Annotated in this window: 17 protein-coding genes; 16 read left to right on the top strand and 1 reads right to left on the bottom strand. The window is 35.0% G+C overall.

Annotated features, from left to right (window positions below; translation table 11 throughout):
* Nucleotides 1–255: 255 nt before the first annotated feature.
* From MJG50_RS19060 to MJG50_RS19050, 3 genes are read left to right on the top strand one after another with little or no spacing between them, the layout of a single operon-like run.
* The gene (locus MJG50_RS19060) at nt 256–2,358 is read left to right on the top strand and encodes a BglG family transcription antiterminator (RefSeq protein ID WP_240257359.1); all 2,103 of its coding nucleotides are present in this window, start codon (nt 256–258) and stop codon (nt 2,356–2,358) included.
* A gap of 1 nt (nt 2,359) precedes the next feature.
* Entirely contained in the window at nt 2,360–2,797 is a 438-nt protein-coding gene (locus MJG50_RS19055; protein ID WP_240257358.1) for a PTS mannitol transporter subunit IIA, read from the top strand.
* Nucleotide 2,798: 1 nt separating this feature from the next.
* Nucleotides 2,799–3,938 carry a mannitol-1-phosphate 5-dehydrogenase gene (locus tag MJG50_RS19050; protein ID WP_240257357.1) on the top strand — a complete coding sequence of 380 codons (1,140 nt, stop codon included), beginning with the start codon at nt 2,799–2,801 and terminating at the stop codon, nt 3,936–3,938.
* 32 nt (nt 3,939–3,970) lie between these two features.
* On the opposite strand, the gene MJG50_RS19045 is transcribed toward MJG50_RS19050, so the two are convergent.
* The gene (locus MJG50_RS19045) at nt 3,971–4,399 is read right to left on the bottom strand and encodes a GNAT family N-acetyltransferase (protein ID WP_240257356.1); all 429 of its coding nucleotides are present in this window, start codon (nt 4,397–4,399) and stop codon (nt 3,971–3,973) included.
* Nucleotides 4,400–4,841: 442 nt separating this feature from the next.
* Between MJG50_RS19045 and MJG50_RS19040 the strand changes: the two genes are divergently transcribed.
* The 13 genes from MJG50_RS19040 (at nt 4,842) to arsA (ending at nt 18,153) form a co-directional block, all read left to right on the top strand.
* Nucleotides 4,842–6,302: a S41 family peptidase gene (locus tag MJG50_RS19040; protein ID WP_240257355.1), complete on the top strand. Its 1,461-nt coding sequence runs from the start codon at nt 4,842–4,844 to the stop codon at nt 6,300–6,302.
* A gap of 367 nt (nt 6,303–6,669) precedes the next feature.
* Nucleotides 6,670–7,863 carry a PDZ domain-containing protein gene (locus MJG50_RS19035; RefSeq protein WP_240257354.1) on the top strand — a complete coding sequence of 398 codons (1,194 nt, stop codon included), beginning with the start codon at nt 6,670–6,672 and terminating at the stop codon, nt 7,861–7,863.
* A gap of 207 nt (nt 7,864–8,070) precedes the next feature.
* Nucleotides 8,071–9,933 carry a TniQ family protein gene (locus MJG50_RS19030; protein WP_240257353.1) on the top strand — a complete coding sequence of 621 codons (1,863 nt, stop codon included), beginning with the start codon at nt 8,071–8,073 and terminating at the stop codon, nt 9,931–9,933.
* A gap of 209 nt (nt 9,934–10,142) precedes the next feature.
* Nucleotides 10,143–10,643, top strand: a complete 501-nt coding sequence (locus tag MJG50_RS19025; protein ID WP_240257352.1) for an arsinothricin resistance N-acetyltransferase ArsN1 family A — start codon at nt 10,143–10,145, stop codon at nt 10,641–10,643.
* A gap of 15 nt (nt 10,644–10,658) precedes the next feature.
* Nucleotides 10,659–10,865, top strand: a complete 207-nt coding sequence (locus MJG50_RS19020; protein WP_240257351.1) for a hypothetical protein — start codon at nt 10,659–10,661, stop codon at nt 10,863–10,865.
* A 63-nt stretch (nt 10,866–10,928) separates the two neighbouring features.
* Nucleotides 10,929–11,378 (top strand): MarR family winged helix-turn-helix transcriptional regulator, encoded by a 450-nt coding sequence (locus MJG50_RS19015; protein WP_240257350.1) that lies wholly within the window; start codon nt 10,929–10,931, stop codon nt 11,376–11,378.
* 49 nt (nt 11,379–11,427) lie between these two features.
* Nucleotides 11,428–12,486, top strand: coding sequence for a flavin-containing monooxygenase (locus MJG50_RS19010; RefSeq protein WP_240257349.1), 1,059 nt, complete (start codon nt 11,428–11,430; stop codon nt 12,484–12,486).
* A 113-nt stretch (nt 12,487–12,599) separates the two neighbouring features.
* The gene (locus MJG50_RS19005) at nt 12,600–13,466 is read left to right on the top strand and encodes a permease (protein WP_240257348.1); all 867 of its coding nucleotides are present in this window, start codon (nt 12,600–12,602) and stop codon (nt 13,464–13,466) included.
* 332 nt (nt 13,467–13,798) lie between these two features.
* Complete coding sequence (locus MJG50_RS19000) at nt 13,799–14,143, top strand: ArsR/SmtB family transcription factor (RefSeq protein ID WP_240257347.1); 345 nt, start codon at nt 13,799–13,801, stop codon at nt 14,141–14,143.
* 15 nt (nt 14,144–14,158) lie between these two features.
* Nucleotides 14,159–15,454 (top strand): arsenic transporter, encoded by a 1,296-nt coding sequence (locus MJG50_RS18995; RefSeq protein WP_240257346.1) that lies wholly within the window; start codon nt 14,159–14,161, stop codon nt 15,452–15,454.
* A 25-nt stretch (nt 15,455–15,479) separates the two neighbouring features.
* A complete protein-coding gene (gene arsC, locus MJG50_RS18990) occupies nt 15,480–15,899 on the top strand; it encodes an arsenate reductase (thioredoxin) (RefSeq protein WP_240257345.1) in 420 nt (139 codons plus the stop codon).
* 95 nt (nt 15,900–15,994) lie between these two features.
* Nucleotides 15,995–16,357: an arsenite efflux transporter metallochaperone ArsD gene (gene arsD / locus MJG50_RS18985; RefSeq protein ID WP_240257344.1), complete on the top strand. Its 363-nt coding sequence runs from the start codon at nt 15,995–15,997 to the stop codon at nt 16,355–16,357.
* Nucleotides 16,358–16,374: 17 nt separating this feature from the next.
* Nucleotides 16,375–18,153 (top strand): arsenical pump-driving ATPase, encoded by a 1,779-nt coding sequence (arsA, locus tag MJG50_RS18980; RefSeq protein ID WP_240257343.1) that lies wholly within the window; start codon nt 16,375–16,377, stop codon nt 18,151–18,153.
* Nucleotides 18,154–18,217: the final 64 nt, after the last annotated feature.

The raw sequence follows: 18,217 nt of genomic DNA, 5'->3' as shown, positions 1-18,217 counted from the left end.
GAAAAAAAACTGTAGGCAAACTCGAAAATCTTCGAGTTTGTCTACAGTCTGAGAGTCTAGTGTTTACTAGACTCTTTTTCAAACGTATTAATTAAAATTTGTCAACAATTCATATGACGAAAATGAATTTTGAACTAGTTGTCACAAGGTATTTTTCACCCTATCATTATTTTTGTAGACGTATTTTTAAAATAAATGTCAACAACTTTGGTGAACATATACAAGAAAAATCCACTATGGAGTGAGTGATTAAAAATGTATATTTCGGCGAGGGAGAGGAAGATTTTAGAAATCCTTTTAAATCGAGAGGATGGAACGACCGTTAAGGAACTTGCAAAAGAAATGGGAGTAAGCTCTCGGACTGTTCATCGCGACATAAAGGGTGTGGAAGATCTATTACGTAAAAATGGCCTCCAATTAGATAAAAGCCCCGGAGTTGGGATAAAGGTTATTGGCGAGGAGAAAAATAGAAAAGAGCTTTATTTTTTACTGTTTAATCTTTCACATAGTGAATACACGACCGAGGAACGTCAAACGATGATTTTGATCATTCTGTTTGAGGCAACAGATCCAGTAAAGCTACAGGCGCTAGCAAATGATTTAAATGTGACAATTGCAACGATTAGTAATGACCTTGATAAAATTGAGGAGCAAGTGCGTCCATATGGCATCCATTTGATTCGAAAAAGGGGCTATGGTGTTGAAATTACTGGTTCCGAATCAGCGAAAAGAAGAGCGATGAGCAATTTACTTCTAAAGAATCTTGCAGAATATGAATTTCTTTCGGTCATCAAGGAAAGTCTCCAAAAGAAACCAACTGGAGTAACAGATCGGCTTCTTGGGTTAGTCGATAAGAAGAAACTGCTTAAAATTGAGGAACTGGTAGCAGAAATTAATAATGAATTACCCTATCCAATTGCTGATAGTGCCTACATCGGATTAGTTGTCCATCTTGCATTAGCTGTGGAGCGAATTCTACAAGGTGAAAACATTATATTTGATCCGGAAATATTAAAAAGTATGGAAGAGACGAAGGAATTTCAAATTGCCCATACCATCACAAAGAATTTAGAAAAAATATTTGAAATTGAAATCCCTTATGCCGAGATCGGCTATATTACAATGCACCTTATGGGAGCAAAGCTTAGAAATGATAAAGATTCCTTTTTCGAGGATGATAGCTTACAGGTTGGGGTTAAGGCACAACGTCTGATCCATTATGTTGGTGAAAAAAAGGGTCAGGACTTATCTAAGAATTCTTCATTATATCAAGGACTAGTTGCTCATCTAAGACCAGCAATTTATCGGATGAAACAAAATATGGGGATTAGTAATCCATTACTTGAAAAAATAGAAAGTGATTATCATGAGTTATTTACGATTATCGAATCAGGGGTAGCTAGCATATTTCCTGAATTTGAGGTTCCGAAAGAAGAAATTGGCTATTTAGTTATGCATTTTGGATCCGCTCTATTAAAGGAAGAAGAATTGTGGGATCGCAGTGCATTAGTTATATGCTCAAGCGGAATAGGGACTTCGAAAATGCTTGCCTCGAAGCTACAAAAGGAAATACCAACAATTAAAGAAATTAAAAATATATCTGTATTTGATTTAAAGCTTTATGATCTGAACGAATTTGATATTGTCATTTCAACAATTCCCATCAAGGATTTCCCGGGTAAATATATTTTAGCAAGTCCATTACCTTCGGAGGAAGAGTTAGAAAAGATTAGAAGTATTTTACACCATACACCCTCTACCTTAAATAAAGAATTAGAATCTGGAAAAAGGCGTAAAAAGCCAAGTGATAGTAAATACTTTCTTGCAAGAGTTGATACTATACAAAAGCTGTCCAAAGCAATTTATGCTATCTTGAAACAATTTCAGCTAAAACCAATAATAGATTCTTTACTGCTTGAATCAATATTAGAACTTGCATGTAATGAACTATCAGAACAAAAGCTAATTACAAATCCATTAATTGTCGTCGATGAATTACTGGCGCGAGAAAAGGTGGGCGGGGTTGGCATACCCGAAACATCTCTTGGCTTATATCATACAAAGAGTAGTTCAGTTCTAGCACCGATATTCACAATCTATCGCACCGATCAACCAATCATAATTAATGCTATGGATGATACGAAGATTGAAATGGACACCCTTTTATTAATGCTTTCTCCTCATGATGTTGATGATGAAACAAATGAGGTACTTAGTTTTATAAGCTCTCTACTCATCCAAAATGAAGAAAGTACTAGGTTATTTGAAACGAAGGATGGAAACGAAATTATTAATTTTTTAACTGAACACCTTGAAGAATTTTTTGAAGAAAAAATAGATGGAATAAGGAGTGTCTAAGATGACAACACCAATTTTAACTGCTGAAAATGTATTATTACATACAACATTGAACAATAAAGAGGAAGCCATTCGTAAAACAGGGCAAATCCTAGTTGAAAAAGGGTATGTAGAGGCTTCTTATATTGATGCGATGCTTGCAAGGGAAGAATTAACTTCTACGTATATGGGGAATTATGTTGCGATTCCACATGGTACGGAAGAAGCGAAAAAGTATGTAATTACGTCAGGTATCTCAATTATTCAAGTGCCCGATGGAGTCGATTTTGGAAATGGCAATATTGTTAAGCTTCTGATTGGGATTGCCGGAAAAGATGGGGAGCATTTGGATATTTTATCAAAGATAGCTATTGTTTGCTCCGAAGAAGAGAATGTAACGAAAATTGTCAATGCGACATCTGTTGATGAGATTTTGGCAATTTTTGACGAGGTGAATTAAGATGCTAGCTGTTCACTTCGGAGCCGGAAATATTGGAAGGGGCTTTATTGGAAAGCTACTTCATGATGCAGGTTATAAAGTTTGTTTTGTAGATGTAAATACTGAGATTGTTGATTTATTGAATCAAAGAAATGAATACCGAGTTGTCCTAGCTTCTGAAAATCAGGAAGAGGTAGTTGTGAAGGATGTCTTCGCGATTAATAGTATAACGAATGCGGAAGATGTCATTGATCATATTGCAGAAGCTGATCTCGTTACAACTGCAGTGGGGCCAAATATACTCCCGATTATAGCTGATGTCCTTGCCAAGGGATTGCAAAAAAGATTGCAAGGTTCAAAAAAGCCATTAAATATCATTGCATGTGAAAATATGATTGGTGGTACAACTTTATTAAAAGAAAAGGTATATGAAAAGCTGTCTGATGTGGAAAAAATAGTAAGTGATCAATCCTTTGGGTTTCCTGATGCTGCAGTTGATCGAATTGTACCCAACCAAGTAAACGAAGATAAATTAATGGTAGCAGTAGAGCCGTTCTATGAGTGGGTTGTTGACCAATCAAAAATTGTTGGCGAGATCCCTAAAATTGAAGGAATTACATTTGTCGATGATTTGGAACCATTTATTGAACGAAAACTATTTACGGTAAATACAGGCCATGCGATTACAGCTTATCTCGGCTACCAGGCGGGACTAGAAACAATCAAAGAAGCGATGGATAACGAAGAGGTCCGTTCGATCGTCGAAGGAGCCCTAAAAGAATCAGGTTCCGTTCTAATTGAGAAATATCAATTTGATGCGGACGCACATATGGCATACATTGATAAAATTATCAAACGTTTCTTAAATCCTTTTATCTCTGACGAGGTTACAAGGGTTGGCAGATCCCCAATTCGTAAATTAGGTCCAACAGACCGCTTAATTAGTCCAGCAAAGCAATTCAGTGAGCTTTTGGGAAAAGAGCCATTATATTTAGTAAAAGGGATTGCAGCAGCATTACGATATGATTATGAAAAGGACGAAGAAGCCGTCCAAATCCAAGAAACAATTAAGCAAGGTGGATATGAACAAGCATTGCGAGACTATTGTAAACTTGAAAAAGACCATCCATTAGTTGGTCAAATTATTAAAGAATTAAACTAAAAAATGGGGAGCACTTTGGCTCCCCATTACTTTTATACATTTTTCACAAATACATAACTTGTACGGTTATATCCCATCTTATCTTCATAAAAACGGTGTGCATCTGTGCGCTGTAGTCCTGAGGATAATACGACATTCGCACATCCCAATTCAACTGCTAAATCATGAATATAGGATAATAGAATTTCACCGTATCCCTGAGATCTTCCGGCTTCATCTGTTACAAGATCGTACACGAACATATTATTTCCATGATATAAATTAAGTAAGTTGCCGACACCTGTAACTGCGACTGGAGCTTCATTTTTATAGAGAGCAAACATTCGATATCCCTTTTTCTGCATCTCACTCACTAATTGCACATACTGTTCCTCATCCAAATGGGTACGAAGTTGCTTCATAACCGGAAATGCTTCCTTCCAACCTGTGACCGTCGTTAATTCTCGAATATCATGTGCCATTCCACTTACACATCCTTTTTTACGTAAGTATACACTGTTACTTAGAAAGATACTGCTGTTTTTTAATCGACATTTTTCGCAATCGCTTTTTCGTGCTAATAAGTGTTTTTACTTTACATCATCTTAAAAACTTCTATAATTAATAGTAGGATTTTCGGGGATATAATCGGATAAGAAAGTGTAAAGTTTTGCGCATAAATGTCTAGCTCAAAGCGCTTGCGCTTTTCTATTCATAAACTGTACAAGCTATACATATAGTTTATTGAAAAGGCATCGCACTACGCATGTGTGGTGCCTTTTCTTACAAAGAATAATGCATAAGAACCTGTCAGCTACAAACATTATAAGAGTGTGTTTTCAAAATGATTCGGTTAAAAATTTTTGAACAACTGCTTATACGATTGTTTTAAGGACTGGATAGAGAGACGAGGAGGCAAAATAGGTGAGCCGTAAAATTGTGGCACTATACATGGTACTAGCGATGCTACTTGGAGCAAGTGGAACATACTTAGGGATACAGTTATTAGATGATGATAAAGAAGTGACCCTAATACAACAACCAGAATCCACTACTAATAATGAAGATGATACTGACCAAGAAGAATTAAGTAATGAGTTTAAAAAGTTGAATCAAGCCTATAACTTTATTTCCTCGAATTATGTTGAAGAAGTGGACCAAAAGAAATTAATCGAAGGTGCGATTCAAGGAATGGTTAGCACTTTAGAGGATCCTTATTCTGCATACATGGACAAGGAGACAGCTGAGCAATTTAACGATTCACTTGAATCTTCGTTCGAAGGAATTGGTGCAGAGGTTAGTATGGTCGAGGGTAAGGTTACGATTGTAGCACCATTTAAAGATTCTCCAGCTGAAAAGGCTGGCTTAAAGCCAAATGATCAAATTATTAAAATCGATGATAAAAGCATTGAAGGCCTTGATTTATATGAGGCAGTTCTAAAGATTCGTGGTGAAAAAGGAACTGTCGTGAATCTTGATGTGATGCGTCCTGGAGTTTCAGAGGTAATGAAAGTTAAAGTGACGAGAGATACGATTCCGATTGAAACAGTTTATACGTCCATGAAGGATTACAAAGGTAAAAAGGTCGGCTATATTGAAATCACTTCATTTGCTGAGCAGACGGCAGACGATTTTATTAAAAGCCTTTCTGAATTAGAAGATAAAAAAATGGAAGGCCTCGTTATAGATGTCCGCGGAAATCCTGGTGGATTATTAGAAAGTGTTGAGGATATTTTAAAACAATTTATTACGAAGGATAAGCCATATGTTCAAATTGAAAATAGAGAAGGCGAAAAACAACGTTTCTTCTCTTCACTTGAAAATAAAAAGAATTATCCAATCGTAGTGCTTACCGATGGTGGAAGTGCTTCTGCTTCAGAAATATTAGCCGGTGCAATGAGTGAAGCTGGCGCCTATGATATAGTGGGGGAGAAAACCTTTGGTAAAGGTACTGTTCAACAAGCTAAAAACATGGGAGATGGCAGTAATTTAAAACTAACGATGTTTAAATGGCTTACTCCTGACGGAAATTGGATTCATAAAAAAGGCATTGAACCTTCAGTTGAAGTAAAACAACCAGAATATTTTTATGCTAATCCAATTCAATTTGAGAAAGAGCTTGCTCTCAATATGAACAATGAGCATATAAAAAATGCTCAAATTATGTTAAAAGGTCTAGGATTCAAGCCGGGACGTGATGATGGCTATTTCAGTGAGGAAACGGAAGTAGCGGTAAAAGCATTCCAAAAAGCAAATAAATTATCTGAGACAGGAAAGATTGATGAAAAAACTGCCAGCCTTATTGAAAGCAAAATCATCGAAACCATTCGAGATGAAAAAAATGATGAACAATTAAAAACCGCAATGAAAGTACTATTTGAATAAAAAATGCCAACCCCCTCACAGCTGTAACAGTGTGAGGGGGTTTTGTGTAGTGTGCAAGTATGTAGGATAGGGGGAGCTGTGGTCGCATCGTGCATATATGTTTGACTATCGTGCAAATATCCTCATTATCAAGCATTTAGTTAGCTTTTCGAGCATAACTTCAAAGGAACGAGCATATCGACATTTTATCGTGCATTTAACAAGAATATCGTGCATATCGGGGGTTTTTCCAGCATGCAAGATTAACTTTTTCTTTATTTAATTCATTATCGAGGATTTCCATTAAAAACAAAGTATGCTTTCCATGAAGCTTTTGGTAAAATAAAGAATAGTACATATTGATCTTAGGAAATAGGTGGTGATAGAAATGGTAGAAGTATGGTTACTAGAATGTTTAAAGGGAATTGGCCGCTTATTCCTTCATCCGATGTTTTATTATTTAATTGGTTTTACATTACTGCTAGGATATTTTCGGGTGAAGCGGGAACGCCGAGCTTTTCATATTCGGGTCTTTGATATCCTTCATGAACTAAGAACACTATTCCCAGTTGGAATTGTTGCAGGATTGGTTATTTCAATTATTACGATTGCTGCTGGAGTTGTGATTCCATTTGGCAGCATCGTCCTGGTCGCGGCAGCAACTTTCATCATTAGTGTTACAGGCAAAGTCCGCTGGCTTTCACCCGCATATGTCATGGGACTATCATTCTTTGCGATTATTCTTTTATCAAATCTATCATTTCAACATGAGACACTTACTAGATTGCTAGATGATTTAAAAGAAACTGGATTACCCGCGCTCGCCATACTATTAGCAATGCTTATGATTGTTGAGGGTATTTTCATTTTGAAAAATGGCCATAAAGGAACGTCACCTGATCTTTTTAAAAGTAAACGTGGACAACAGGTAGGGGCGCATATCGCACAACGATTATGGATGGTACCAATCTTCTTATTAGTTCCAGGAAATGCAATCTCAACCCAGTTTGAGTGGTGGCCAGTATTTACGGTCGCTGGGGAATCATACTCATTATTCCTTGTTCCATTTGGAATTGGATTCTTTCACAGGGTAAAGAGCGCACTTCCAATAAAAACAATCACACTTGTGGGAAAACGAGTCATTTTACTTGGTATTATAATTTCAGGACTTTCTGTCGCAAGTATTTGGTATCCGGTCATTTCAATTATCGCAGTATCATTCGCATTAGTTGGTAGGGAACTTATTTCCTTGCAGCATCGGGTTACTGATGATTCACAGTCATTTTACTTTTCAAAAAGGAAGCAAGGGCTCCTTGTATTGGGGGTAATTCCATTTTCCCCCGCAGAAAAAATGGCCATCCAATTTGGAGAAGTCATTACAAAAGTAAACGGTATACCTGTGAATACGGTTGAAGAATTTTATCAATCTATCCAAAAAAATAGTGCATTTTGCAAATTAGAAGTTCTCGACATTAACAATGAAATTCGCTTCGTTCAACGGGCACTTTATGCCGGTGAACATCATGAGCTTGGAATTCTTTTCGTTGATACAGATAAAAAGTGGAATGAACAAGCGGTGTAGTTGTAATTTTTCATAATTTATCGGAATCTGTTCATAATTCGTCGGAATGATATTCATAATTTATTGGAATTGTTTCGGAATTTTTGCGAAATAAATAATTAAATTGAATAATAAAAAATTGTCTTTTGACCAGTACTCAACTAAGAAATTACAGGGGTACTGGTTTTTTGTTTTTTTTATATTAATTAGTAATTAGGAGTGAAGTATTTGGAAAATATAATTAGGCTTTTAGTGAGTCCTCCACCAATATTTGATGAAAGTTTAGAAGGTTATATAGCTAGACTTACTACTATTAACGGTTATGAAAGTGTGAGATGGATTTGTGATGAAGCTAATATTCTTACTAATTATAAAAAAAATATAGCCACAGTCGGAAATATATCATATCAAAAAGATAACATAAGAAAATTAAGTGCTATTACAGGTTCTCCAGATAAAATGCTTTGGGATTTAACTTTCCACAACCAATTTGGAAACGTAAATGAATCAGGTTCAAGTAATTTTATTGATAAGTTTCTCCACTCTTTTGCATTGAATGGATGGAAAATAAAAATATGTCCAAAATGCCTGAAAGAAAATAATTATATACGCAAGTTGTGGAGTCTTTCTATCTATAATGTATGCCATTTACATTCTTGCGCGCTTATCAAGGAATGCCCATATTGTGGTGAAGCAATTAATATAAGCTATATACCGATTGGTAGCTGCAGATGTGGTGGTAATCTATGCTCAATAGAGGAAGCAAATGTTACGGATTTAATTAGAAACGTTGAACATTTTCTTTATTCAAAACTATATTGTATAGAAGAATTAGGAAGCTACACAAATAATTATTTATTGAATTTAGAATTTAAGTTAGTTGTCTTTTTAATAATGTATTTTGCAAGAAAAATAGATAAAGTATTAAAATCAGAAAAAATCTTTATGTCTACACAGGCTTCTTTTGCTTTATTTTATGATTGGAAAGAAAATTTTTATAATTTTTTAGATGATTATACAAAGCAACCAAAAGGTAGTGATTTCACAGGTTTGCGTAAAGATTTTGGTACTTTACATAAGGATGTCTTGGGGGAATTTAAAAACACATTTCCTAATCAACTGGAATTCATAACTAGTGCTTTCGAAGAATATTTAACTGAGAAATGGGATCGCGGATATCTAACGAATTATACTACTAAGAGGTTTGGCTTAGAAAGAAAATGGCTGTCTAAAGATGAAGTGGTAGAAATACTAAGAATTGCACCATTTACATTGGATGGATTAATTGAGGCAGGAGTGATTCCGGCGCGTGTACACATAAAAGCAGAACGGAAGCTAGTATTAATACACAGAGATAGTGTGAAAAAGTATATAAGCGAATCTAAAAGGGAAATTAATGTTCAGGAAACTCGAGAAAAACTAGGAATAACAGATGTAAGTATTATTAAACTTATAGATGCTGGCATCTTAATAGGGGAAAACAGACTTAAAAATAAAAAAACTTGGAGTATCAATACAGAAAGCGTGGATAAAATTCTTGAAAAATTTGAAAGCAAAGTAAGAAATGAAGTTAATTTAAGCAAGGATAGATTAATAAGTTTTCACAAATGTCTGCGAATTACAGTAGGAGAGCATAAGGATATTGTGGATTTTATAAAAGCGGTATTTTCAGATGAAATAAATCAGATATTTTCGAAGGAAAATAAAAAAGGATTAATTAAATATTATTTTATAGAAGATGAAATAAGGAAAGTGATGGGTGAAGAAAACATTTACTCCTTATCTCAAATATCAAGGGAACTTGAAGTCGAAAAAATATTAGTTTCATTTTGGATAAAGAAAGGCTTTATCCAGGGAGAAGTAACCGATAAAAAAATTCGTATAACAAAAGAAGACTTCGAAAAATTTATGAGTACATATATTACAATGAAGGAAATTTGTAGGAGGACAAATTATCGCCCTCGTACAGTATTAGCTTATTTTAAGGGATATAATATAAATGCACAGTCAGGGGGGAAGGTAGACGGAAGTAGAATGTACTTATTTTTTAGAAAAGATATAGAACCAATAATAAAGAGTTGGGTCTTATAAATTATGTTCATGTTTGGATAGATCATATAAAGGGGCTCTATGAACAATTTCTACTGTTATTAAAATATCTTCAATTAAGATTCTTTTAGCGAATATAGTGGTTCTGAGTTAGAAATACAAAATTTCCTTTAATAAAATACTTGCATATTGCAAATTTTTAATTTATATTTATTGGTAATAGAAGAAGGTAAATAATAGGGGTGTCATATATGGTTTTAATTCGGGAAGCAAATATTAAGGATTTAATATCAATTCTCAGTATTTACAACCAAGGCATTGAAGACAGAATTGCAACTTTAGAAACTGAGCCAAAAGATATGTCATACATTAAAGACTGGTTTGAACAGCACCAAGAACGCTATAAAATTATCGTTGCTGAACAAGAAGGGAAGCTTTCAGGATGGTCTTCATTAAATCCTTATAATAACCGTTGTGCGTATGCAGGAGTTGCAGATTTATCTGTATATATAGCTAGAGAGTATAGAGGGAAGGGCATAGGAGGTTTGCTGTTAACAGAAATAGAGAAGATTGCTATAGAGAATGATTTTCATAAAATAGTTCTTTTTACATTTCCTTTCAACATGTCGGGGCAAGGATTATATAAAAAGAAAGGATATCGTGAGGTTGGAATTTTTAAAAATCAAGGTATTCTGGATGGAAAGTATGTTGATGTTATGACAATGGAGAAGCTAATCATTCAAACTAAATAGAGGTGGCTTAAAATTATGACAGTAAATCATTCCAGTGTTCTTTCAGTTAAATATTTTGAATCGTATTTTAAACTTGTAATCTTATCAAGAAATTATGATATTGAAAAAGCTAAGGAGTTTGTCGTTCAAAACTTTTTTAAAGGTAATCAAATGCTATATGGTGTAGATACATACCAAAGTTTTAGATCAGCGTACTCTAAATTACTGAAGAAAGAAAAATAATTCAGAATAAAAGGTTGCATTTTGCAAATTATTTTATATACTAAGTAAAAGAGGTGAAAGGTATTGGATAATCCACGAGAATTATTTCAGGTTATGACACGACGCTTTGGTCTTTTAAATAAAAATTGTTGTAGTGCTGGGGGATTCGAAATTTCACTCATTCAAAGTCATATACTTTATGAGATTGATCATCAACATAATCCCTCGATGCAACAAATAGCAGACTCATTAGGTACTGATATTACGACTTTTAGCCGCCAAGTGCAATCATTAGTGAAAATGAATTTAGTAAAGAAAACACCAGACCCAAATGATAGACGGATATATATACTTTCTCTAACAACTGAGGGGAAATTTATCGCAACAACGATTGACCAACAAATGAATTCTTTTTTAAACGAAGTTTTTTCTCATATGAATGAATTTGAAAAAGAAACTGTCATTCGGTCAATTAAGCTATTAAATGATGCTATGGCAAAATCTAGCGTATGCTGTGGGAATATTATAGGCTAATCCTCCCACATATAATACTTGCAAAATACAAATAAATAGGAGGACTCTTATGACAAAAGATTGGGATACTATCGTGATTGGTGGAGGTCAGGCTGGTCTAGCTTCAGGGTATCATTTACAAAAGAAAGGATTGCAATTTTTAATCTTAGAAGCAGACAAGGAGGCTTCTGGTTCTTGGTCAAAGTATTATGAAAGTCTCAAATTATTTTCTCCGGCACGTTTTTCATCATTGCCAGGTATGAACTTTCCAGGAAATCACAATGATTACCCAAGTAGAAATGAAGTAATTAAATACTTAAAAGATTATATTGAACACTTTAAATTACCAGTAATGAGAAAACAGCAGATCGTGTCTGTTGAGAAAAATGATAAAGTGTTTACAGTCCATACATCAACTGGGGAGAAATATTATACTAAGACAATTATAAATGCAACTGGTTCATTTCAATCCCCATATACACCTTTGTTAAAGGGGCATGAGATATTTAAAGGACGTATCATTCATTCCTCTGAATACAGGAAGCCTGATACCTTCATCAATCAGAGGAATGTCGTTGTAGGACGAGGAAACTCTGCTGTTCAAATTGCCATCGAGCTTGCAGAAGTAAGTATGACGACTTTAGCAGTTCGACAGCCCGTTCACTTAATAAAACAAAGAGTTCTTGGGCAAGATATTCATTTTTGGCTAAAAGTAATAGGGTTCGATAGATTTCCATTTTGGAGGTTTGGCAAAACTGCACCAAGTTCAAGTTCCGTAATCGATCTCGGGCAATATTCAGAACGACTTGCACAAAAAAAGCCGGATCAACAGTCTATGTTTACTTCTTTTTATACCGATGGAGTGATTTGGTCAGATGGGAGTAAAGAAGCGGTGGATAACGTCATCTTTGCTACGGGGTATCAAAATAATCTCGCCCACTTAAATGAACTTGGAGCCACTGATTCCAAAGGGCAACCTTTACATATTGGAGGGATAAGTACCACGGTACAAGGACTTTATTATGTAGGTTTAGAGGGTCAAAGGTCAGTTTCTTCTGCAACTTTACGAGGTGTCGGTCCTGATGCACAATATGTGATTCGAAAGTTAGTACGTTATTTGAATAGTTAACATGTTTTACTAAGCATAAACCAAATAAGATTACGAATTAGATAAGGACTACTCATAAATTGGACATATAAGATAAATAGTTGCAAAATACAAGTTTTAAAGGGGTTAAGTATATGCTAGAAAAAATAATTCAAGATTTCATATCAATTGCGTTAGAACTTACGGTTCTATTTATAGGTATTTCATTTTTAGTAAGTCTACTTCAAGGACTAATTCCTTATGAAAAGCTAAACAAATATTTATCCGGTAAGAACACGTTCATAGGAGTAATAGCAGCAGTTGTATTCGCATTCATAACTCCTTTCTGTTCTTGCTCAACGATTCCAGTAGTGGTGAATTTATTAGATAAAAAGGTTAGATTTGGGATTGTGATGGTATTTTTATTTGCCTCTCCAGTTTTAGATCCAACAATCATCACTCTAATGGCAACATTATTAGGAGTAAAGGTTGCGATAGTTTATACCCTGGTCACTTCTATATTATCCATTATCATTGGATTAACATTAGAAAAACTTGGTTTCGAAACGGCTGTAAAGAAAGTGAAAATGACTGGATTTGATGAGAAGGAAGTTAAATTCAGTTTTAGAGGTGCATTCAAAGAAACCATGAGCTTAATGAAAACGGTGTATCCATATCTTCTTATAGGAGCCGGAATAGGTTCAATAATTCATGAAGCAGTACCTACAGAATGGATTACAACATACCTTGGCGATGACAAGTGGTGGTTGGTGCCAGTTGCTGCGATAATTGGAATTCCTTTGTATATTAGAATTTCGACAATGATACCATTATCACAAATTCTTATTGCAAAAGGGATGGCATTCCCACCAGTCATGGCACTTATGATTGGTTCAACTGGTGCTAGTTTACCAGAAGTAGTTTTATTAAACTCTATCTTTCAAAAAAGGCTAGTTTCTGCATTTGTTGTGTCAGTAGTAATTATGGCTTCAATATCAGGATTTCTCTTTTACTTAATTTAAGGGGGTGAGAAAAGATGTCATTTTTCAAAAAGAGCAAAGAAAAGTCTTGCTGTGATGTAAAGATTGAAGAAGTCAAAAAAGAGGAGAGCTCTTGTTGTAATGTAAAAATCGAAGAAGTTAAAGAGAATAAATAATGGAATATTAGAAAATGAGTTAAATGTTAAGGATTACAGTGTAAAAATTAAGATTGGTTACAGACTACTAACTATAGTAGCTTGTAACCAATCTTTTTTTAAAACCATATAATAAATACTTGTAATCAACATATAAGCAAAGTATTATATAAGTAAATATTTATATCTTTATAATAGACGAATCAGGAGGTGTTTTTTATGAAAGTTTCAACTGTTGAAATGGATAAAGCTGCAACAATCTTAAAGCTGTTGGGTGATAAAACTCGCTTAACCATGGTGAAAATTTTAGACTCAGAGGATTGCTGTGTATGTGAATTTGTTGAAATTTTTAAAGCTAGCCAGCCTGCTATAAGTCAACATGTTCGTAAGTTAAAAGATGCTGGAATTGTTCGAGAAACTAGACGAGGACAATGGGTCATTTATTCATTGAATAAAGTAAGTGATTATTATCCATTAGTCCAAGATCTTCTTCAACATCTTCCTGGCCAAGACTTTAGATTGAAGGAATTAGAAGAACAGGGATTACGCATCTCGTGTGAGTAATAGGGGGTTAAAGCAGTGACATCAGTAATAGTAGCATCAGTGATTTTTTTACTAACACTTATTTTGGTTATATGGCAACCTAAAGGTTTATCCATAGGTTGGTCAGCATGCGGTGGGGCTATCCTCGCATTAATTGTAGGAGTAGTTGATTTTAATGATGTAATCGATGTTACATCTATCGTTTGGAATGCAACATTGGCATTTATTGCGATTATTATTATTTCACTTGTTTTAGATGAAATTGGATTCTTTGAGTGGTCAGCCCTGCACATGGCAAGAGCAGCTAAAGGTAATGGAGTTCGAATGTTTGTCTATGTATCAATACTAGGTGCTCTAGTTGCGGCCTTCTTTGCAAACGATGGGGCAGCCTTAATTTTGACTCCAATCGTATTGGCGATGGTTCGAAACTTAAAATTTAATGAGAAAATGGTATTCCCATTCATTATTGCTAGTGGATTTATTGCAGATACAACATCACTTCCGCTAGTTGTAAGTAACTTGGTAAATATTGTTTCGGCTGATTTCTTTGGAATTGGATTTGCAGAATTTGCTTCAAGAATGATAATCCCGAACTTCTTTTCATTAGCAGCCAGTATTCTGGTTTTATACCTATTTTTCCGTAAAAGCATACCTAAGAATTATGATATGTCCCAATTAAAAAAGCCAGTTGAAGCTATCCGTGACATGAAAATGTTTCGACTATCATGGGTCGTACTAGGGATACTACTTATTGGATACTTCGCGAGTGAATTTACAGGTATTCCAGTATCTATTATCGCTAGTATTGTAGCAATTTTTTTCCTTTTCATGGGTAGAAGAAGTCCTGCGGTTAATACACGTACCGTTATTAAAGGTGCACCATGGGCAATTGTATTTTTCTCAATTGGAATGTACGTAGTAGTCTATGGCTTAAGAAATGAAGGACTAACTGATCTACTAGCTAATCTAATTCAAGTAACAGCAGACCAAGGATTATTCGCTGCAACAGTTGGAATGGGATTCATCGCCGCGATATTATCTTCAATTATGAATAACATGCCTACTGTAATGATTGACGCACTTGCAATTGCGGATACTAATACAAGCGGAGTAATAAGAGAAGCGCTTATTTATGCAAATGTAATTGGTTCCGACTTAGGTCCTAAAATAACACCGATTGGTTCTTTGGCAACTTTATTATGGTTGCATGTTCTATCGCAAAAAGGTGTTAAGATTTCATGGGGAACTTACTTCAAAACAGGCATCATACTAACAATTCCAACTCTGTTCATTACATTAGTTGGATTATATTTGTGGTTACTAATTATTTAATACACAATAAAGGAGAAATTACACTATGTCTAAAAAAACAATCTACTTTTTATGTACAGGTAACTCATGCAGAAGCCAAATGGCAGAAGGTTGGGCAAAGAAACACTTAGGTGATGAGTGGGAAGTGAAAAGTGCAGGGATTGAGGCTCATGGACTTAATCCAAATGCGGTAAAAGCGATGAATGAGGTTGGTATTGATATTTCAAATCAAACATCTGATACTATTGACCCTGAAATTCTAAACAATGCTGATTTCGTGGTAACCTTATGTGGTGATGCTGCTGACAAATGCCCAATGACTCCACCACACGTTAAACGCGACCATTGGGGATTTGATGATCCTGCAAAAGCTCAAGGGAATGAAGAAGAAAAGTGGGCTGTATTCCAAAGAGTGCGTGATGAAATTGGGGAAAGAATCAAGCGTTTTGCTGATACTGGAGAATAATACAATCAAATAGCCAAGAGATAATTTCTCTTGGTTTTCTTCAAATCTAAATATAAGTATATGCTTATTTAATACTTTAAATGGAGGTTTTTGAGATGAAAAAAGTTGAGATTTTTGACCCAGCAATGTGTTGTTCAACTGGAGTATGTGGTCCCTCCGTTGATCCAGATCTGACTAGAGTTGCATCTGCCCTTTATTCATTAGAGAAAAGAGGCTTTAATGTAAAACGATATCAATTAACAAATGAACCCGATAAATTTGCGAAAAACCAAGACGTGAACAACATATTACATGAAAAGGGACCAGATTCATTACCGATTGTTTTAGTAGATGATAAAGTTATGAAGGTTGGGAGTTATCCAACAAATGAAGAACTTGCAGAATGGTTTGAATTAAAACCTGAAGAGTTAACTGAAAAACCAAAAGTTCGCCTTTCAATAAATTTAAATCAAAAGTAAAGAAAGAAGGGAAAGGCATGTTTCAATCTTTCAATCCCAAAAATGTTGTACGTACACCCTTTTTATTTTTGACCGGAAAAGGCGGTGTAGGGAAAACATCAACAGCATGTGCTACAGCTTTGGCTTTAGCTGATGGTGGAAAAAGGGTTTTACTAATTAGTACAGACCCAGCTTCCAATTTACAGGATGTATTCGGTATTGAATTAACAAATTCGCCAAAAGCAGTTCCTTCTGTTGAAAATTTATTTATAAGTAATCTTGATCCAGAGGCTTCAGCAAAAGCTTATCGAGAAAAAGTCGTTGGCCCATATCGTGGAATTCTTCCAGAGTCAGTTGTAACTACAATGGAAGAACAATTATCGGGAGCTTGTACAGTTGAGATTGCAGCATTTGATGAATTTACAAGTTTACTAACTAATACTGAAATCATAAGCCAATATGACCACATTATTTTTGATACAGCTCCAACAGGTCATACTTTACGCCTTTTACAGCTGCCAACTGCATGGAATGGATTTTTAGAAGAAAGTACACATGGGGCTTCATGTTTAGGACCCTTATCTGGGCTTGCTGATAAAAAAAATCTATATTCAGAAACAGTAGATGTCCTTTCCGATCCAAATAAAACAACTCTAATATTGGTTACAAGACCTGATGTTTCATCACTTCTAGAAGCTGACCGAGCTTCAAAGGAACTAAAGGAAATTGGTATAAAAAATCAAATACTCATCGTTAATGGTCTCCTTCAGAATTATATGAAAGAAGATGAAGTATCATTAGCCTTTTATCGAAGACAAAGGGATGCTTTAAAACAGTTACCAGACAATCTAAAACAGACTGTAAGCTATTCGCTACCTTTCGTTTCATATTCTCTAACAGGTGTGGAGAATTTACGATACTTATTTAAAGAATACTTCATTCCCATAGTCGATTTAAATACTGATAATAAAATAAGTAATCTCCTAAGAATGAATGATGTGATAAACGAATTCTCAGCAAGTAATACAAGGTTAATTTTTACGATGGGAAAAGGTGGAGTTGGAAAAACAACCGTTGCTTCAGCAATTGCTGTTGGATTAGTTGAGAAAGGGCATCTTGTTCACTTAACAACCACCGATCCTGCTGCTCATTTACAATATCAATTTCAAAGTAATCAACTGAATCCAAATTTAACGATTAGTAGTATTAATCCTAAACATGAAGTCGAGAAATACAAAGCAGAAGTCCTAGCGAATACTGGTACAGATTTAGACGAGGAAGGGCTTGCATATTTACAGGAAGACTTGAATTCACCCTGTACAGAGGAAATTGCAGTGTTTCGGGCATTCGCTGAAGTAGTAGCAAAATCAGAAGATGAAATTGTCGTGATTGATACAGCGCCAACGGGACATACCTTATTACTATTGGATGCAGCACAGTCATATAGTAAAGAAATTGCAAGGTCAACAGGGGTGGTACCTGAATGTGTAACAAAATTACTTCCTAAAATCAGAAATTCTAAGGAAACATCCGTTGTGATTGTCACGCTTGCTGAAGCGACACCAGTTTTAGAAGCATCACGATTACAAGATGATTTAAGACGGGCAAAAATCAGCCCAAAATGGTGGGTTATTAATCAAAGTTTACTTGCTACCAATACAAAAGATCCAGTATTAAGTGGTAAAGCAATATCAGAAAAAGAATGGATTCATGAGGTCAATACAAATTTAGCTGATAAATGTGCTATTATTCCTCGGCTAAGTGAAGAAAAAGTCGGTTATGAGAAGCTAAAAGATTACTTTAATGAGTCTGTATGACTACTATAGATGCAGAAAGAAATTAGAAGGAAATAGTGTTCATTATTGAAGCAAAATCATTAGT

It is taken from the genome of Fredinandcohnia quinoae, from assembly GCF_022427965.1.
GTDB lineage: Bacteria > Bacillota > Bacilli > Bacillales > Bacillaceae_L > Ferdinandcohnia > Ferdinandcohnia quinoae.
Note: the sequence above shows the minus strand (reverse complement) of the source record. Positions and strands in the feature narration are given on the sequence as shown.

Excerpts from the sequence above, each read along its gene's own strand:
- MJG50_RS19005 (WP_240257348.1), top strand. The coding sequence starts at position 12,600 with ATGCTAGAAAAAATAATTCAAGATTTCATATCAATTGCGTTAGAACTT.
- MJG50_RS19020 (WP_240257351.1), top strand. The coding sequence starts at position 10,659 with ATGACAGTAAATCATTCCAGTGTTCTTTCAGTTAAATATTTTGAATCG.
- MJG50_RS19025 (WP_240257352.1), top strand. The coding sequence starts at position 10,143 with ATGGTTTTAATTCGGGAAGCAAATATTAAGGATTTAATATCAATTCTC.
- MJG50_RS19060 (WP_240257359.1), top strand. The coding sequence starts at position 256 with ATGTATATTTCGGCGAGGGAGAGGAAGATTTTAGAAATCCTTTTAAAT.
- MJG50_RS19055 (WP_240257358.1), top strand. The coding sequence starts at position 2,360 with ATGACAACACCAATTTTAACTGCTGAAAATGTATTATTACATACAACA.
- arsD (WP_240257344.1), top strand. The coding sequence starts at position 15,995 with ATGAAAAAAGTTGAGATTTTTGACCCAGCAATGTGTTGTTCAACTGGA.
- MJG50_RS19010 (WP_240257349.1), top strand. The coding sequence starts at position 11,428 with ATGACAAAAGATTGGGATACTATCGTGATTGGTGGAGGTCAGGCTGGT.
- MJG50_RS19000 (WP_240257347.1), top strand. The coding sequence starts at position 13,799 with ATGAAAGTTTCAACTGTTGAAATGGATAAAGCTGCAACAATCTTAAAG.
- arsA (WP_240257343.1), top strand. The coding sequence starts at position 16,375 with ATGTTTCAATCTTTCAATCCCAAAAATGTTGTACGTACACCCTTTTTA.
- MJG50_RS19050 (WP_240257357.1), top strand. The coding sequence starts at position 2,799 with ATGCTAGCTGTTCACTTCGGAGCCGGAAATATTGGAAGGGGCTTTATT.
- arsC (WP_240257345.1), top strand. The coding sequence starts at position 15,480 with ATGTCTAAAAAAACAATCTACTTTTTATGTACAGGTAACTCATGCAGA.
- MJG50_RS19045 (WP_240257356.1), bottom strand. The coding sequence starts at position 4,399 with ATGGCACATGATATTCGAGAATTAACGACGGTCACAGGTTGGAAGGAA.
- MJG50_RS19035 (WP_240257354.1), top strand. The coding sequence starts at position 6,670 with ATGGTAGAAGTATGGTTACTAGAATGTTTAAAGGGAATTGGCCGCTTA.